This window comes from Streptomyces sp. NPDC096079, from assembly GCF_040303145.1.
GTDB lineage: Bacteria > Actinomycetota > Actinomycetes > Streptomycetales > Streptomycetaceae > Streptomyces.
Genome location: NZ_JBEOST010000011.1, coordinates 21,910 through 37,804, shown reverse-complemented (window position 1 = coordinate 37,804; position 15,895 = coordinate 21,910). Strand labels below are relative to the sequence as shown.

At 74.5% G+C, this 15,895-nt stretch carries 11 protein-coding genes; 5 read left to right on the top strand and 6 right to left on the bottom strand.

What is annotated here, in order from left to right; genetic code table 11:
• Positions 1–7: 7 nt before the first annotated feature.
• The 5 genes from ABTY59_RS22315 (at position 8) to ABTY59_RS22295 (ending at position 6,427) form a co-directional block, all read left to right on the top strand.
• Positions 8–301: a DUF503 domain-containing protein gene (locus ABTY59_RS22315; RefSeq protein ID WP_352020765.1), complete on the top strand. Its 294-nt coding sequence runs from the start codon at positions 8–10 to the stop codon at positions 299–301.
• A 29-nt stretch (positions 302–330) separates the two neighbouring features.
• A complete protein-coding gene (gene rbfA / locus ABTY59_RS22310; protein ID WP_189806164.1) occupies positions 331–771 on the top strand; it encodes a 30S ribosome-binding factor RbfA in 441 nt (146 codons plus the stop codon).
• On the top strand, positions 768–1,667 hold the full coding sequence (truB, locus tag ABTY59_RS22305) for a tRNA pseudouridine(55) synthase TruB (RefSeq protein WP_352020764.1): 900 nt from the start codon (positions 768–770) through the stop codon (positions 1,665–1,667). Before rbfA ends, truB begins: the two co-directional genes overlap by 4 nt.
• A 207-nt stretch (positions 1,668–1,874) precedes the next feature.
• Positions 1,875–5,435: a trypsin-like peptidase domain-containing protein gene (locus ABTY59_RS22300; RefSeq protein WP_352020763.1), complete on the top strand. Its 3,561-nt coding sequence runs from the start codon at positions 1,875–1,877 to the stop codon at positions 5,433–5,435.
• Between the two features lie 38 nt (positions 5,436–5,473).
• On the top strand, positions 5,474–6,427 hold the full coding sequence (locus tag ABTY59_RS22295) for a bifunctional riboflavin kinase/FAD synthetase (protein ID WP_352020762.1): 954 nt from the start codon (positions 5,474–5,476) through the stop codon (positions 6,425–6,427).
• A 19-nt stretch (positions 6,428–6,446) separates the two neighbouring features.
• On the opposite strand, the gene ABTY59_RS22290 is transcribed toward ABTY59_RS22295, so the two are convergent.
• The 6 genes from ABTY59_RS22290 to ABTY59_RS22265 all read right to left on the bottom strand — a co-directional run bounded on the left by ABTY59_RS22290 (position 6,447) and on the right by ABTY59_RS22265 (position 15,707).
• On the bottom strand, positions 6,447–7,508 hold the full coding sequence (locus tag ABTY59_RS22290) for an ABC transporter ATP-binding protein (protein ID WP_502995408.1): 1,062 nt from the start codon (positions 7,506–7,508) through the stop codon (positions 6,447–6,449).
• Positions 7,406–8,371, bottom strand: coding sequence for an ABC transporter ATP-binding protein (locus ABTY59_RS22285; protein ID WP_352020760.1), 966 nt, complete (start codon positions 8,369–8,371; stop codon positions 7,406–7,408). The genes ABTY59_RS22290 and ABTY59_RS22285 overlap by 103 nt, the downstream gene beginning before the upstream one ends.
• Entirely contained in the window at positions 8,368–9,252 is an 885-nt protein-coding gene (locus ABTY59_RS22280; protein WP_352020759.1) for an ABC transporter permease, read from the bottom strand. Before ABTY59_RS22280 ends, ABTY59_RS22285 begins: the two co-directional genes overlap by 4 nt.
• Positions 9,249–10,310: an ABC transporter permease gene (locus tag ABTY59_RS22275; RefSeq protein ID WP_352020758.1), complete on the bottom strand. Its 1,062-nt coding sequence runs from the start codon at positions 10,308–10,310 to the stop codon at positions 9,249–9,251. The genes ABTY59_RS22280 and ABTY59_RS22275 overlap by 4 nt, the downstream gene beginning before the upstream one ends.
• Before the next feature lie 3 nt (positions 10,311–10,313).
• Complete coding sequence (locus tag ABTY59_RS22270) at positions 10,314–12,146, bottom strand: ABC transporter substrate-binding protein (protein WP_352020938.1); 1,833 nt, start codon at positions 12,144–12,146, stop codon at positions 10,314–10,316.
• 192 nt (positions 12,147–12,338) lie between these two features.
• Positions 12,339–15,707, bottom strand: coding sequence for an SCO5717 family growth-regulating ATPase (locus tag ABTY59_RS22265; RefSeq protein ID WP_352020757.1), 3,369 nt, complete (start codon positions 15,705–15,707; stop codon positions 12,339–12,341).
• Positions 15,708–15,895: the final 188 nt, after the last annotated feature.

The window sequence follows — 15,895 nt, the reverse complement described above, 5'->3', positions numbered from 1 at the left end:
GCACCACATGTACGTGGGGACTCTGTCCTTCGACCTGCTCCTCGGCGATGTCCACTCGTTGAAGGAGAAACGCTCCGTCGTCCGGCCCATCGTCGCCGAGCTCCAGCGCAAGTTCTCCGTGAGCGCGGCCGAGGTGGGCGACCAGGACCTCCATCGCAGGGCCCGTCTCGGTGTCACGCTGGTGTCCGGGGACGCGGGGTTCGTATCGGACGTGCTCGACCGCTGTGAGCGGCTCGTCGCCGCACGCCCGGAGGTGGAGCTGCTTTCGGTGCGCCGCAGGCTCCACACTGATGAAGACTGATTGAGCAAGGCAAAGAAGGAGAAGGACCAGTGGCCGACAACGCGCGGGCGAAGAAGCTGGCAGACCTCATCCGGGAGGTGGTCGCCGAGAAGCTGCAGCGCGGCATCAAGGACCCCCGCCTGGGTACGCACGTGACCATCACGGACACCCGCGTCACCGGTGACCTGCGGGAGGCCACGGTCTTCTACACGGTCTACGGCGACGACGAGGAGCGCGCGAGCGCGGCGGCCGGCCTGGAGAGCGCCAAGGGCATCCTCCGCTCGGCCGTGGGCCGGGCGGCGGGGACGAAGTTCACCCCGACCCTGACCTTCGTGGCCGACGCCCTCCCGGAGAACGCCCGCACCATCGAGGACCTCCTCGACAAGGCGCGCGCCTCGGACGCCCAGGTGCGTCAGGCCTCCTCGGGCGCGACCTTCGCGGGCGACGCCGACCCCTACAAGAAGCCGGGCGAGGACGAAGCCGCCGAATGAGCACCGTACAGAAGACGCCCGACGGCCTTGTCATCGTCGACAAGCCGTCGGGCTTCACTTCGCACGACGTCGTGGCCAAGATGCGCGGGATCGCGAAGACCCGCCGCGTCGGCCACGCCGGCACGCTCGACCCCATGGCCACGGGCGTCCTCGTCCTCGGCGTGGAGCGGGCCACCAAGCTCCTCGGTCACCTCGCGCTGACCGAGAAGGAGTACCTGGGCACCATCCGCCTGGGCCAGACGACGATCACCGACGACGCCGAGGGCGAGATCACGGCGTCGGTCGACGCTTCGAAGGTCACCCGCGAGCAGATCGACGCGGGCGTCGCCGAACTGACCGGCGCCATCATGCAGGTGCCGTCGAAGGTCTCCGCGATCAAGATCGACGGCAAGCGGTCGTACGCGCGGGTGCGCGGCGGCGAGGAGTTCGAGATCCCGGCCCGCCCGGTCACCGTCTCCTCCTTCCGGGTGTACGACGTCCGTGAGGACACCGCCGAGGACGGCACCCCCGTCGTGGACCTGGTGGTCTCCGTCGTCTGCTCCTCCGGCACGTACATCCGGGCGCTCGCCCGGGACCTCGGCGCCGGGCTCGGCGTCGGCGGTCACCTGACCGCGCTGCGGCGCACCCGGGTCGGCCCCTACAAGCTGGACTCCGCCAGGACCCTGGACCAGCTCCAGGAGGACCTCACGGTCATGCCGGTCGCCGAGGCGGCCGCGGCGGCGTTCCCGCGCTGGGACGTCGACGAGAAGCGGGCGAAGCTGCTGCTCAACGGTGTCCGCCTGGAGATGCCGGAGTACCCGAAGGGGCCCGTCGCGGTCTTCGGACCCGAGGGGACGCTGCTCGCCCTCGTCGAGGACCAGCGGGGCAAGGCGAAGAGCCTCGCCGTCTTCGGCTGAGCGGAGATCCCCCGTCGTGGGGCGGGCACGCACGCGCGTGCCCGCCCCACGCTTTCCCCCCTCGGTTTCCCCCGCACCCACTCTGTCCTGTCGAGCCGCGGAAATTCACCCCATCGGGGAGGCGCTCGGAGTGAACGGGGGAGCGCCGGGGGGCGCTTTCTCCCACGAGCGCCTCCGGGTGATCACCGGCCGCCTACCGTCGACCCCATGGGAAGCGGGGACCTGGCGACGCTGGTGCGCATCTGCGATCCGGCGGGCCGGCCACGCGGCACCGGTTTCCTCGCCGACCACCACGGGACGGTCGTCACCAGCCACGAGGCCGTCGACGGACTGAGCCGTGTCGTCCTGCACGCCCCCGGCGACCGGACCTGGCTCGCCGAGGCCGAAGCGGTCACGCCGCTGCCCGAGAGCGGCCTCGCGCTCGTACGGACCGAAGGGCTCGGCGGCCGGCCGCTGCCGCTCGCGACCCGGCCCGAGATCGAACCCGGTACCTATGTGCGGATCGCCGCCCAGGGCTGGCGCGAGGCCCGCGTCCTCGGCCCCGCCGCCGTCACGTACACCGCCACCGACCGCTTCCACGCCCTCGCCGACGCCCTGGAGCTCGCCATCGGCACCGAGGGCGCCGAGGCGCTCCGCCGCGGCGGACAGGCCGCCGGGGGTCCCGTCCTCGACACCGTCACCGGCACCGTCCTCGCCGTCCTCGGCACCGCCCTGCACGGCGACCGCCAGGCCGCCGGATACGCCGTGCCGCTCCGCCCCGCCGGCCCGCTCACCGCCCTGCTGCGGCGCAACGCCGCCACCGTCCCCGCCTACGGCCCCGACCTCAACCTCGCCGCGATCCTGGAGCTCACCGCCACCTCCACCGGCCCCGTCCGGGAACCGGGACCCTGGCCCGAGCCCGTCGAACGCCCCGACTGCGTCCGCGAGTTCGCCCGCTTCACGGCCGGGGACACCCCCGTCCTCGCCCTCGTCGGCGCCCCCGGCACCGGCCGCACCACGGCGCTCGCCGCGCTCTGCGCCCGCCGCGCCCGGGGCGTGGCGCCCGCCCCCACCGTCCGGCTGCGCGGAGCCGATCTGCGCGCCGAGGACCCGTCCCTCGCGGACGCCGTCGGACGCGCCCTGCACCAGGCCGGCCGGATCGTCGCCGCGTCCGGGGCGCTCGGCGACACCACGAACGCCACCCCGGAACGGGCCGCCGCCCTCGCCCGGGACGCCGGCCGCCCGCTCCTCGTCGTCCTCGACGGCCCCGAGGAGATGCCCCCGCTCCTGGCCCACCGGCTCGCCGACTGGACGACGGCCACCGAGCGGTGGCTCCGCGCCCACCAGGTCCACCTCGTCACCGCCTGCCGCCCCGAGCACTGGGAGCAGGCCGGGGCGCTCTACGGACCGCGCGCCCTGCACCGCCCGGCGACCACGACCACGACCGCGACCGACGTGGGGTTCCCCGCCGCCGTGGTCCTCGGGCCGCTCTCGGCGACGGAGTCGTGCGCCGTACGCGAGGGATACGGGATCGCCGAGACGGACCTCGCCCCGGCGGACTCCCGGCACCCGCTCGCCCTGCGGCTGCTCGCCGAGGTGCGGGCGGCACTGCCCGGTGAGGTCCCGGGGCGGCCCGCGCGCGAGGAGATCTTCACGGCCTATCTGGACCTGATGTGCCTGCGGGTGGCCGTCCGGATCGCCGCGGGCTCCGGGCCGCTGCCCCGGGGGGCGGCCGTCCGCAGGCTCGCCGCGCGGGTGACCGGCCGGATGCACGAGGCGGCCCGCCGGTGCCTCGGCCCCGGGCACGGCGTCCTCGACCGCGCCTCCTTCGAGGAACTGTTCCCCTGGCGGGAGGGCTGGGCCTCCGCCGTCCTCACCGAGGGCCTGCTGGTCCCGGCGGGCTCCGGCTACCGCTTCGCCCACGAGGAGCTCGCCGACTGGGTCCAGGCCTCCCACCTGGACCTGGACACGGCCCTGCGCGCCCTGGTCCACGGCGCCGACGAGGACCGGGGGACGGCGCCCCGTCCTGACGAGGACCGGACGACGGCGGACTGCGACGACGAGGACCGGGCGACGGCGTCCTGCACCGACGAGGGGCCGACGGGCGGCGCGTCCCCCGCGCTCGGAAGGGCCCCGGCCGGCGCGGGGCGGCTGCCCGTGCCCCGGCATCGCATCGGGCCCGTGCTGCAGGCCCTGCTCCTCCTGCACCGGGACCGCGGGCCCGCCGGGCTCGCCCCGCGCCTCCGGGAGCTCGCCGAGGCGCTCGGGCGGTTCGCCGGGGAGGGGCGTGGCGGGGACGGGGCCTGGTGGGCCGCGCGGCTGCTCCGGGAGAGCGTGCGGAGGCTGCCGGACCCGCGGCCGTACCTGCCCGTCCTGCGTCTGCTCGCCGACCTGATCGGAACCCATCCGGAGCACCGGCCGGTCTTCGCCCCGTTCGGACCACCGTTCTGGCTGGCCCTGCCGGTCGGCGAGGACGAACGGATCGACCTCCTGCGCCGCCTGGTCCCGGCCGACCCCCCGCCGGGCGCCGCCGGGGGCCGGAGCCTCGACGTCGTCGCCGGGATGCTCGCCGCCGACCCCCGGGGCGTCCAGCCGCTGCTCTGCCGCTGGTTCGGGGACGACCGCGCCCTGCCCGCCGCGCCCGGCGCCACCGTCGCCACCGCCGCCCAGGCCCTGCTGCACACCCATCGGGCACTCGCCGTCGACGACCTGTGCGAGGCGCTCGTCGCCACCGCCCACCCGCTCGCAGACGGCCTCCTCGGCGCGCTCGCCGAGGACGAGCCCGCCGCCCTCTGCCGGGCCGTCGACCGCTGGGCCCACGACGACGGGCGCCCGGAGCGGCGCGTCGCCGCCGCCGCGTACGGACACCGGGTCGCCGGGCACGCCGCCACCTCCGCCGACCGCGAGCTGCTCCGCTACGCCGCCCTCGCCCTGCTCGCCCGCCCCGGCGACCAGGCCCTCCACGGGGCCGCCCTCGGCCTCCTCGTCCGCGACCCGCACAGCCGCGCCCGTCACCTGCCCCGCGCCCTGGCCGAGCCCCAGGTGCCCGCGCCCGCACTCGCCGAGGCCCTCGCGACCCACCCCGAGGAGGTCCTCGCCGCGTTCCGGGCCCGGCTCGACGGCACCGGCGAGACGGCCGCCGCCGCCCTGCGGGCCCTCGCGGAGGTCGACACCCCCGCCCTCGCCCGCCGGATCGCCGCCCTGGTCCGCGACCACGCCGCCCGCCACCCCCACGGCGCCCCGCTCGTCGCCGCCTTCGTCGACCGCCGCCTGGAGGACGGCCCGGCGGCCAGGGCGATCCTGTTCCCCCTGGTCACCGGCCTGATCCGGGGGCGTCCCGCACCGCTCAGGCGCGCCCTCGCCCCGGTCCTCGCCGCCCCCGGCAGCGGGGCCTCCCGCCATCTGCGGGCCGAGCTGCTCGACGTACTCCTCGAACACGAGCGGTACGAGGCCGAGGCCGGGGAGCTGACCGTCGTGGAGGCCCTCCTGCGGGCCGCGGCGGAGGGCGCGGAGCGGCGCAGCGAGCCGCGGACCCGGGAGCTCACGCACCGGGCCGCAGGCCTCTGCGTCCGTACCCCCGAGGGCGCGTGGCGGCTCGACCGGGCCCTGGCGGGAGCCGTTCGCGAGCTGCCGGCCTTCGGCGCGCTGCTCGCCGGCTGGACGGTCGCCGCCCCGGGCGACTGGGCCCCGCTGCTGGGCCCGGAGACCCTCCAGGCGCTGCGGAGCCCCGGCACTGCCATGCCGATGCGTACCGACGGCCGTGGACATGGCAGTCTTAGACCTGCGTAAGGCGAACAGGGCGAACAGGCGGACGAGGAGCGGTCACAGTGCAGCGCTGGCGTGGCTTGGAGGACATTCCCCAGGACTGGGGACGCAGCGTCGTCACCATCGGCTCCTACGACGGGGTGCACCGCGGGCACCAGCTGATCATCGGGCGTGCCGTGGAGCGCGCCCGTGAGCTGGGTGTCCCCTCCGTCGTCGTCACCTTCGACCCGCACCCCTCCGAGGTCGTGCGTCCCGGCAGCCACCCGCCGCTGCTCGCCCCGCACCACCGGCGGGCCGAGCTGATCGCCGACCTCGGCGTGGACGCGGTGCTCGTGCTGCCGTTCACCGCCGAGTTCTCGCAGCTCTCCCCGGCCGACTTCATCGTCAAGGTGCTCGTCGACAAGCTGCACGCGAAGGCCGTCATCGAGGGCCCCAACTTCCGCTTCGGGCACCGGGCCGCGGGCAACGTCGCGTTCCTCACCGAGCTCGGCGCCACCTACGACTACGAGGTCGAGGTCATCGACCTGTACGTCAGCGGGGCCGCCGGCGGCGGCGAGCCCTTCTCCTCCACCCTCACCCGCCGTCTGGTCGCCGAGGGCGACATGACCGGCGCGGCCGAGATCCTCGGCCGCCCGCACCGGGTCGAGGGCATCGTCGTCCGCGGTGCGCAGCGCGGACGCGAGCTCGGCTTCCCGACGGCCAACGTCGAGACCCTGCCGCACACGGCGATCCCCGCGGACGGCGTGTACGCGGGCTGGCTGACGGCCGCGGGGGAGCGGATGCCCGCGGCGATCTCCGTCGGCACGAACCCGCAGTTCGACGGCACGGAGCGGACGGTCGAGGCGTACGCGATCGACCGCGAGGGCCTCGACCTGTACGGGCTGCACGTGGCCGTGGACTTCCTGGCGTACGTGCGGGGCATGCTCAGGTTCGACACGCTGGACGACCTGCTCCAGGCGATGGCGGGCGACGTGAAGCGCTGCCGCGAACTGACGGAGGAGTACGACCGCGCCTGACGGCGCGGCGCCCCGCCCTTCAGGCCGTCGTCACCCAGTGGCACGCCGCCAGCCGCTCCCCTCCCCCCGGCAGTACCGGCGGGTCCTCGTTCCGGCAGCGGTCCGCGACCGGGGCCGCCTCGCCCGAGGCGAGGAGCTGGCAGCGGGCGTGGAAACGGCAGCCGGACGGGATGCGGGACGGGTCCGGCGGCTCGCCGCTCAGGACCACCGGCGCGCCCCCCGACTCCGGCAGGACCGACAACAGCGCCCGGGTGTACGGGTGCTGAGGGTCCGTCAGCACGGACTCCACCGTGCCGGTCTCCACGACCCGGCCCAGGTACATCACGGCCACCCGGTCCGCGATGTTCCAGGCGAGCCCCAGGTCGTGCGTCACCACCAGGGCGGACAGGCCGAGTTCGTCGCGCAGTCGCAGCAGCAGCGCCAGGATCTCGCCCCGTACGGACGCGTCCAGGGAGGCCACCGGCTCGTCGGCCACGATCAGTTCGGGCTCCAGGACGAGCGCGCCCGCGATGACCACGCGCTGCCGCTGGCCACCGGACAGCTCGTGCGGGTAGCGGAGGAAGAACCGCTCCGGGGGCCGCAGCCCCGCCCGTGCGAGCGCCTCGGCGACGGCCGTCCGTTCGTCCCCCGCGTGGCCGTGGATCCGCAGCCCCTCCGCCACCGCGTCGTACACCGTGTGCCGGGGGTTCAGCGAGCCGCTCGGGTCCTGGAGGACCAGCTGGGCCCGCTTCCGGTAGGCCCGCAGCGCCCCGGAGGAGTACGTGAGCGGCTGCCCGTCGAAGGCGACCGCCCCCGCCGTGGGCCGGACCAGGCCGAGCAGCGAGCGGGCCAGCGTCGTCTTGCCGCAGCCCGACTCGCCGACCAGGGCCACGATCTCGCCGGCGCCGATGTCCAGGTCCACGCCGTCCACCGCGCGCGCGGGCGGCGCGCCCCGGCGCCCCGGGAAGGTGACGCGCAGTCCGCGCGCCGACAGGAGGCTCATGCCGTGCTCCCCACGTGTACGCAGGCGGCGCGGCGCCCCGCGCCCGCCTCCCGCAGTTCCTGATCGAGCTCCGCGCAGAGGTCCACCGCCACCGGGCAGCGCGGATGGAAGGTGCAGCCGCCGGGCAGGTCCGCCGGGTCCGGCGGGTCGCCCGGCAGGCCGCGCGGCGCCCGCCGGGACGCCAGGTCGCCGATCCGGGGGAACGCCGAGGACAGCGCCCGCCCGTACGGGTGCGCGGCCGCCTCGTACACCTCCCGCGCGGGCCCCTCCTCGACGACCCGGCCCGCGTACATCACGGCGAGCCGGTCGCAGGTGTCGGCGAGGACCGCCAGGTCGTGGCTGATCATCAGGAGGCTGATGGACTGCTCGGCGACGAGCCGCTCGATCAGCCGCAGGATCTGTGCCTGGATCATCACGTCGAGCGCGGTCGTCGGCTCGTCCGCGACGATCAGGCGCGGATCGCAGGCGAGCGCCATCGCGATCATCACGCGCTGCCGCTGCCCGCCGGACAGCTCGTGCGGGTAGGCGGCGGCCCGGGCGGCCGGAAGACCGACGTGTTCGAGCAGCTCGCCGACCCGGGTGCGGGCCGCCGCCGGGGTCGCCCGGCCGTGCACGAGCAGCGGCTCGGCGATCTGGTCCCCGATCCGGTGCACCGAGTTCAGCGAGTGCATCGCGCCCTGGAAGACGATCGACGCGCCCGCCCAGCGCACGGCCCGCAGGCGTCCCCAGGACATGGCGAGGACGTCGTCGCCATCGAGCAGGATCTCGCCCTCGATCCGCGCCGAGGCCGGCAGGAGCCGGAGCAGGGCGAGCGCGAGCGTGGACTTGCCGCAGCCCGACTCGCCGGCCACGCCCAGTTTGGTCCCCGGCTCCAGGGTCAGGTCGACCCCGCGCACGGCGGGCACGGCGGACGCGCCCGAGCCGTACGTCACCCTCAGGTCCCGCACGTCGAGGAGGCTCATCGCCCCACCCCCAGCTTCGGGTTCAGCACGGACTCCACGGCCCGGCCGCAGAGCGTGAACGCGAGCGCGACCAGGGCGATCGCGATCCCGGGCGGGGCGAGGTACCACCAGTGCCCGGAGGAGACGGCGCCCGCCTCCCTGGCGTCCTGGAGCATCCCGCCCCAGGAGACGACCGTCGGGTCGCCGAGGCCGAGGAACGCGAGGGTCGCCTCGGTGAGGATGGCGGTCGAGATGCCGAGGGTGGTCTGCGCCAGCACCAGCGGCATCACGTTCGGCAGCACGTGCCGGAGCATGACGTGCCGGTGGCCGCCGCCGAGGGCGGTCGCCCGCTCGATGTAGGGGCGGGACTCCACCGCGATGGTCTGCGCCCGCACCAGGCGGGCGGTCGTCGGCCAGGAGGTGACGCCGATCGCCAGGACCACCGTCCACATCGACCGGGACATGACCGTGGCGAGGACGATCGCGAGGACCAGCGTCGGCATCACCAGGAACCAGTCCGTGATCCGCATGACGACGGTCGAGAACCAGCCGCCGTAGTGTCCGGCGATGATGCCCACCAGGGTCCCGATGGCGACCGAGAGGGTCGCCGCGAGCAGCCCGACGAGCAGCGAGATCCGGGCGCCCCAGATCAGCAGGCCGAGCAGCGAGCGGCCGAACTGGTCGGTGCCGAGCGGGAACTCCGCGCTCGGCGCCTCCAGGGCCGTGCCCGGCGCCTGGGTCACCGACTGCACGTCGGAGCCGACGGTCAGCGGGGCGGTGAGCGCGAGCAGGGCGATCAGGGTGAGGCCGGCCAGGCCGTAGAGCCCGGCGCGGTGCGTGCGGTACAGCGTCCAGAAGCGGGTCGCCGAGCTCTTGCGGCGCGCCCATGTGAGTGAGGTCATCGGCCCACCCGGGGGTCGAGCAGCGGATACAGCAGGTCGGCGATCAGGTTCATCAGGATCATCGCTCCGGCGAAGACCACGAACAGGCCCTGCACGAGCGGCAGATCGGGCACGCTCAGCGCCTGGTAGAACAGCCCGCCGAGCCCGGGCCAGGAGAACACGGTCTCCACCAGGATCGAACCGGCCGCCACGTGGCCCAGGTTGATGAAGATCATGGTGACGGTCGGCAGGAGGGCGTTCGGCACGGCGTGCCGGCGCCGTACGACGTCGTCCCGCAGCCCCTTCGCCCGCGCCGTCGTCAGATAGTCGCCGCCCATCTCGTCGAGCAGCGAGGAGCGCATCACGAGGAGGGTCTGGGCGTAGCCGACCGCCACGAGCGTGACCACGGGCAGGACCAGGTGGTGGGCGACGTCCAGGACGTACGCGAAGCCGGTCTCGCCCGTCCCGGACTCCATGCCGCCGGTCGGGAAGAGTCCCGGGATCGGCCCCATGCCCACCGAGAAGACGATGATGAGGATCAGCCCGAGCCAGAAGGACGGCACCGACCACAGGGTCAGCGCGACCCCGGTGTTCAGCCGGTCGCCGAGCCCGCCGTGGCGCCAGGCCGAGCGGGTGCCCAGCCACAGCCCGAGCGCCGAGTAGATCACCACGGCGACCCCGGTGAGCAGCAGTGTCGCCGGGAGCTTCTCCGCGATGAGGTCCCCGACGGGGGCGCGGAACTGGAAGGAGGTGCCGAGGTCGCCGCTGAGCGCCTTCGCGCAGTAGTCGGTGAACTGCTGCCACAGCGGCAGATCGAGGCCGAACTGGCGGCGCAGCGTGGCCAGTTGTTCGGCCGAGGTGGGGACGCCGTGGGTCATCGCCTTGACCGGGTCACCGGGGATGATCCGGAACAGGAAGAAGCTGGTGACCAGGACGGCGAGGAGCGAGACGAGCGCGCCGCCCAGCTTTCCCGCCGCGTGGCGGAGATAGCCGAGGGAGGAACCGGTGCGGGGTGCGCCGTCCGTGACGCGGGCCTTCTCGGCCCGCGTCACGTCGGCGGGGGTGCTTGCCGTCGTCACGTACTACTCGCGGTCGTCGGCGGTGGAGCGGCGGCGCATGCCGAGGAAGACGCCGAGGCCGACCACGACCACCACGGCCGCGGCGATGCCGGCGATCACTCCGGTGGACGAGCCGCCGCCGGAGTCCTCGGCCCCCGCCGCGGGCACGGCGGACCACCAGCTCCAGTAGCCGTCCTGGCCCCACAGGTTGCCGGCGGCCTCGGGCATGGTCGTGATGGACTTGATCTGGTCCGTGCGGTACGCCTCCAGGGCGTTCGGGTAGGCCATGATGTTCATGTACCCCGTGTCGTACAGCAGGGACTGCATCCGCTTGACCAGATCCGCCCGCTTGGCGGCGTCGTACTCCACCGCCTGCTGCGCGTAGAGCCCGTCGAACTCCTTGTCGCAGATGAAGTTGTCGGTGGCGCCGGAGTCCTTGGCGGTCGCCGGGAGCGTGCCGCAGGTGTGGATGGAGAGGACGTAGTCCGGGTCGGGGTTGACCGACCAGCCGTCGAAGGCGAGGTCGTAGTCGCCCTTGACCCAGGGGTCGGAGACGCTGTCGAGGCACTCGACCTTCAGGCCGATGCCGAGCTTGCCCCACCACTCCTGGAGGTACTTGCCGACCGCCTTGTCGTTCGGGTCGGTGGCGTGGCACAGGATCCGCAGCTCAAGCGGCTTGCCGTCCTTGCCGAGGCGCTTGCCGGCGGCGTTCTTCCGGTATCCGGCGGCGTCCAGGACCTTCTCCGCGGAGACCGGGTCGTAGGCCCGCTTCTGCGTGCCCTCGGGCTTCCAGAAGTAGGAGCCGAAGCGCGGCGGGATGTATCCCTCGCCCTCGACGGCGTGGCCCTGGAAGACCTTGTCGACCAGGGTGGTGCGGTCGACGGCGAGGAAGAGCGCCTTGCGGACCTCGGGGTCGAGCAGCGCCTTGTTGCCGTTGCCGAAGGTCTTGCCGTCCTGGGCCCGCGCGCCCGGGTTGGTGGCGAGGGCGTAGAAGCGGCGGCCGGGGGCGTCGTTGACCTTGATGTCCTTCTGGGTCTTCAGCGCGGCGGCCTGGGCGGGCGTCAGGTTCGGTACGAAGGAGACCTCGCCCTTCTGCAGGGCGGCGACGGCGGCGTCCCCGTCCTTGTAGTACTTGAAGACCAGCTCGTCGAACTTCGGGGCGCCCCGCCAGAACTTCTTGTTCGGCTTGAGCTTGATGTACTGGTCGACCTTGAAGTCGGTGATGACGAAGGGGCCGTTCCCGACGATCGGGAAGGTCTTGTCGTTGTTGAACTTGGAGAAGTCGGTGACCTTCTCCCAGACGTGCTTCGGCACGATCGGCACGTCGAGGGCCGTCATCGTCGCCTGCGGCTTCTTCAGCCGGATGACGAGCGTCTGCGGGTCGGGTGCGGTGACCTGGGCGAAGTTGGCCGTGAAGCTGCCGTTGGCGGTGGCGGCGTTCGGGTCGGTCATCATCTTGTTGAAGGTCCAGGCCGCGTCCTCGGCCGTGGCCTGCTGTCCGTCGGACCAGGTCGAGTCCTTGCGGATCGTGTACGTCCACGTCAGCTTGTCGGCCGAGGCGGTCCACGAGGTCGCCAGACCCGGGACGGTGCGGGCGTCCTTCGGGTCGTAGTTCGTGAGGTACTCGTACGCCAGCCGGTGGATGCTGGTCGAGGTGAGCTTCTGGGCCAGGAACGGGCTCAGCGAGTCGATGCTCTGGGAGACGGCGACCGTGAGGGTGGTGCCGCCGGACTTCTCGTCCTCCGCCTGCGCGGTGCCGGGGACGACGACGAGGGAGCCGGCCGCGAGACCGGTGGCGAGCAGCAGTCGGGCGGTTCTGCGGGCAGGGGTGGGGCGGGGTGGAACCTTCGTGACCATGACCATGGGACGTGACCTCGCGTCGGAGTTTCTGTCGTGGATCTTGGGCTGACGATGGGTGAAGCGAAGGTGTATCAGCGGTGGTCTGCCGTCGTCAACGATCCCTCAAACCCCTTGTGGTCTGCGGGAACGCCAAGAGGCTCCGTATCGGTGAGCCGATACGGAGCCTCATTGGTCTATTCCTGTGACGCCCTACTGCTGAGGGGCTGGCGGCGCCTGCGGGGGGCCCTGCGGGTCCGCCTGCGGGGGCAGCGGCTGCCCCGGCTGAGGCTCACCGGCCTCCTGGGGCTGCTGCCAGGACTGCGGCATCCCGGGCTGCCCCGGCTGCGGCGGGTAGGGCTGACCCGCCGGGGGGCCGTACGGCTGACCCGGGACGGGCTGGCCGGGCGCGAACTGACCGGGCATCGGACCGGGCGCCTGCCCCGGCATCTGACCGGGCATCGGCTGCCCCGGCGGGGGGTAGGCCTGCGGCGGATAGGGCTGGCCCGGCTGCGGCGGGTAGGACTGGCCCGCCGGGGGGCCGTACGGCTGACCCGGGGCGGGCTGCCCCGGCGCGAACTGTCCGGGCATCCCCTGCCCGGGCACCTGGCCCGGCATCGGCTGTTGACCGGGCATCGGCTGACCGGGCGCGAACTGACCCGGCGCCGGCTGACCGGGCATCGGCTGACCTGCCATGGGCTGCCCCGGCATCGGCTGGCCCGGCATCGGCGGGGCCATGTGCGGCGGCATCGCGCCCCCGCCGTCACCGGTCCACAGGCCCTGCACCTGCTGCGCCCGTACGAAGTCCTCGGCCACCATCGCCGAGAGGTGGAAGTACGCCTCCCGGGTCTTCGGCCGCATCATGTCGAGGTCCACCTCGGCACCGGCCGCCAGGTGCTCGTCGAAGGGCACGACCACGACACCGCGGCAGCGGGTCTGGAAGTGCTGCACGATGTCCTCGACCTTGATCATCTTTCCGGTCTCGCGGACTCCGGAGATGACCGTGATGGAGCGCTGCACCAGGTCCGCGTAGCCGTGCGCGGAGAGCCAGTCCAGCGTCGTCGAGGCACTGGAGGCACCGTCCACCGAGGGCGTGGAGATGATGATCAGCTGGTCGGCGAGGTCGAGGACCCCGCGCATGGCGCTGTACAGCAGACCCGTGCCCGAGTCGGTGAGGATGATCGGGTACTGCTTGCCGAGCACGTCGATCGCGCGCCGGTAGTCCTCGTCGTTGAAGGTCGTCGAGACGGCGGGGTCCACGTCGTTGGCGAGGATCTCCAGGCCGGACGGCGCCTGCGAGGTGAAGCGGCGGATGTCCATGTACGAGTTCAGGTACGGGATCGCCTGTACGAGGTCGCGGATGGTCGCCCCGGTCTCGCGCCGCACCCGGCGGCCCAGGGTGCCGGCGTCCGGGTTGGCGTCGATCGCCAGGATCTTGTCCTGCCGCTCGGTGGCGAGGGTCGCGCCGAGCGCGGTCGTCGTCGTCGTCTTGCCGACGCCGCCCTTGAGCGAGATGACCGCGATCCGGTAGCAGGAGAGCACCGGCGTGCGGATCAGGTCCAGCTTCCGCTGCCGCTCCGCCTCCTCCCGCTTGCCACCGAGCTTGAAGCGGTTGGCGGCCCCCGGGTTCCGGCTGGACTTGGGCTTCTGCTTGTTGTTGCGGAGCAGCCGGTCCGAGGAGAGCTCGACGGCCGCGTTGTACCCCAGCGGGGCACCCGGCACGGAGCGCTCCCGCTGGTCGTGCGTCACCGGCGAGGGCCAGGCGGCACCGGTCCGCGGGTCCACCGGCGGCTGGCCGTCGTACGGCGGCTGCGGAGCCTGCGCGGCCTGCGGGGGTACGGCTCCGGGGTGCGGGTAACCGTAGCCGCCGGGGGCCTGCGCCTGCGGCGGGACACCGCCCGGAGCGCCCGGCTGCTGCGGGTAGCCGTAACCGGCCGGCTGCGGGGGCGCGCCCGGGTGCGGGAAGCCGTAACCGCCCTGCGGTGCGGGCGCGGGGGCCTGCGGCTGGGGGGTCCCCGGGGCCTGCGGATAGCCGTAGGCGCCGGGTGCCTGGGGCTGCGCCTGCGGCGGTACGGGACCGGGCGCGCCCGGCACCGGGGCGTCCGGGGCCGGCCAGGCGGCGGTGGGCGGCAGCGGCGCGGCCGGCGGCACCGGCTGGGCACCCGGCGCGGGCTGCGCGGGCCACTGCTGCGCGGGCTCGGGCGCGGCGGGTTCGAAGGACGGGGGCAGCGGGGGCAGCCCGGCTCCGGGCTGGGCGCCCGCGGCCGGGTACGGCGCGGGGTACGGCCCGGGAGCGGCCGGGGCGCCGGGGTAGGGCCCCGGAGCACCGGGGACGACGCCGGGGCCGAAGCCCTGCGGCGCGTCGGGGACCGGCTGGGCGGCGGGGAGGGGGGCGGCGGCCGACGCCTCCGCCTCGGGACCGGGCGTGGAGTCCGGCGTGGCGGGCTCGCCCTCGGCGCCCGCGGTGTCGTCGGCGGCCTCGGGGCTCCGGACGTCGTCCGACCCGTCCGACCCGTCCGGGCTGTCGGAACCGTCGGCGTCGGCGGCTTCGGCGGCGTCGGCGGTGTCGTCCGTCGGGCTCGACGCCTCGGCGGCGACGGCCGCGCCGTCGGCGGCGAACTCGCCGGACGCGGCGGGCGAATCCTCGACGGTGTCCGCCGGAGCGGCGGGCCCGGCGACGGCCGGCTCGGCCGCCAGGTCGTCGGCGTCGGGCATCGCGGAGTCGGCCGGGTCGGCGGAGTCCTGAACGTTCTCCACGTGCTCCGCGCTTCCGGCGTTCCGCGCGTGCTCCGGCTGCTCCGCGTTCTGCGCCGCGCGCTCGGCGATCTCGTGCTGGAGCTGGGCGGGGGAGAAGCGCATGGTGGCGCCGCTCTCGACGTCACCGCCCCCGAACGAGGCCGCGGGCGCGGGCGTCTGCGGCGCGGGCGCCGGAACAGCGGGCGCCGGAACAGCCTGCGCGGGAACAACGGGCGCCGGTGCGGCGGGCTCCGGAACAGCGGGCGCGGGAGCAGCGGGCGCCGGTGCTACGGGCTCCGGGACAACGGCCGCCGGGACCACCGGCGTGGCGGCGGGCGGCAGGGAGGCGTCGGGCGCGGGCACCCCCGGCACCGGCGCGCCGAAGGACCCCCCGGCCACCGGCTGCCCCGGCACGGGCGCCCCGGGCACGTACGGCGGTGCGGGAACGCCGGCGGGAGGGGTGCCCGGACCCGGCGGGACGGGGCCGGGCGCGGCGGCCGCGGGCGCACCGTACGGAGGGACCCCCACCGGAGGCGCCGGAGCGGGGGCGACCGGCTCGATGCCCTGAACGGGCGCGGGCACCACCGGCGGAGCGGGCGGCGCGACGTTCCAGCCGGGCTCGAAGCCGCCGGCCGCGGGGAGGCCCGGGACGGGGACCGGCGCTCCGCTCGGCGGCGGGGGAGTGGCACCGCCCGCCCCCGCACCGCCCGACGCGTTCTGCGTGTACCAGGCGGGCGGGGTGTAGTCGATGGTGAACTCACCCGTCATCTCGGCGGGATCCGCGTCGGACTGATCGTCGGCGGGTGGATTCCAACCCCCGTGGATCTCGTCGCGATCGCCGTTCACTTTGCCTCCTGGTGTGGTCGAGCACCCTTGTGCCGTTGTGGGCGGGGCCCTTCCACCCTAATCGCCGTGAGCCGCCCCCGGGCAGGGCCGACGGCCCCTCCGCGCCCGCCTCCGCGCACCGGTCCGGGCCCCAAGTGACCCGGCCGCGCCGCAGAGTGAGAACCCCCACCGTTCAAAACGATGCAAAA

Bases quoted from the DNA above. Each gene is read 5' to 3' on its own strand.
- ABTY59_RS22315 (WP_352020765.1), top strand. From the start codon at position 8: ATGTACGTGGGGACTCTGTCCTTCGACCTGCTCCTCGGCGATGTCCAC.
- truB (WP_352020764.1), top strand. From the start codon at position 768: ATGAGCACCGTACAGAAGACGCCCGACGGCCTTGTCATCGTCGACAAG.
- ABTY59_RS22300 (WP_352020763.1), top strand. From the start codon at position 1,875: ATGGGAAGCGGGGACCTGGCGACGCTGGTGCGCATCTGCGATCCGGCG.
- ABTY59_RS22285 (WP_352020760.1), bottom strand. From the start codon at position 8,371: ATGAGCCTCCTCGACGTGCGGGACCTGAGGGTGACGTACGGCTCGGGC.
- ABTY59_RS22280 (WP_352020759.1), bottom strand. From the start codon at position 9,252: ATGACCTCACTCACATGGGCGCGCCGCAAGAGCTCGGCGACCCGCTTC.
- ABTY59_RS22270 (WP_352020938.1), bottom strand. From the start codon at position 12,146: ATGGTCACGAAGGTTCCACCCCGCCCCACCCCTGCCCGCAGAACCGCC.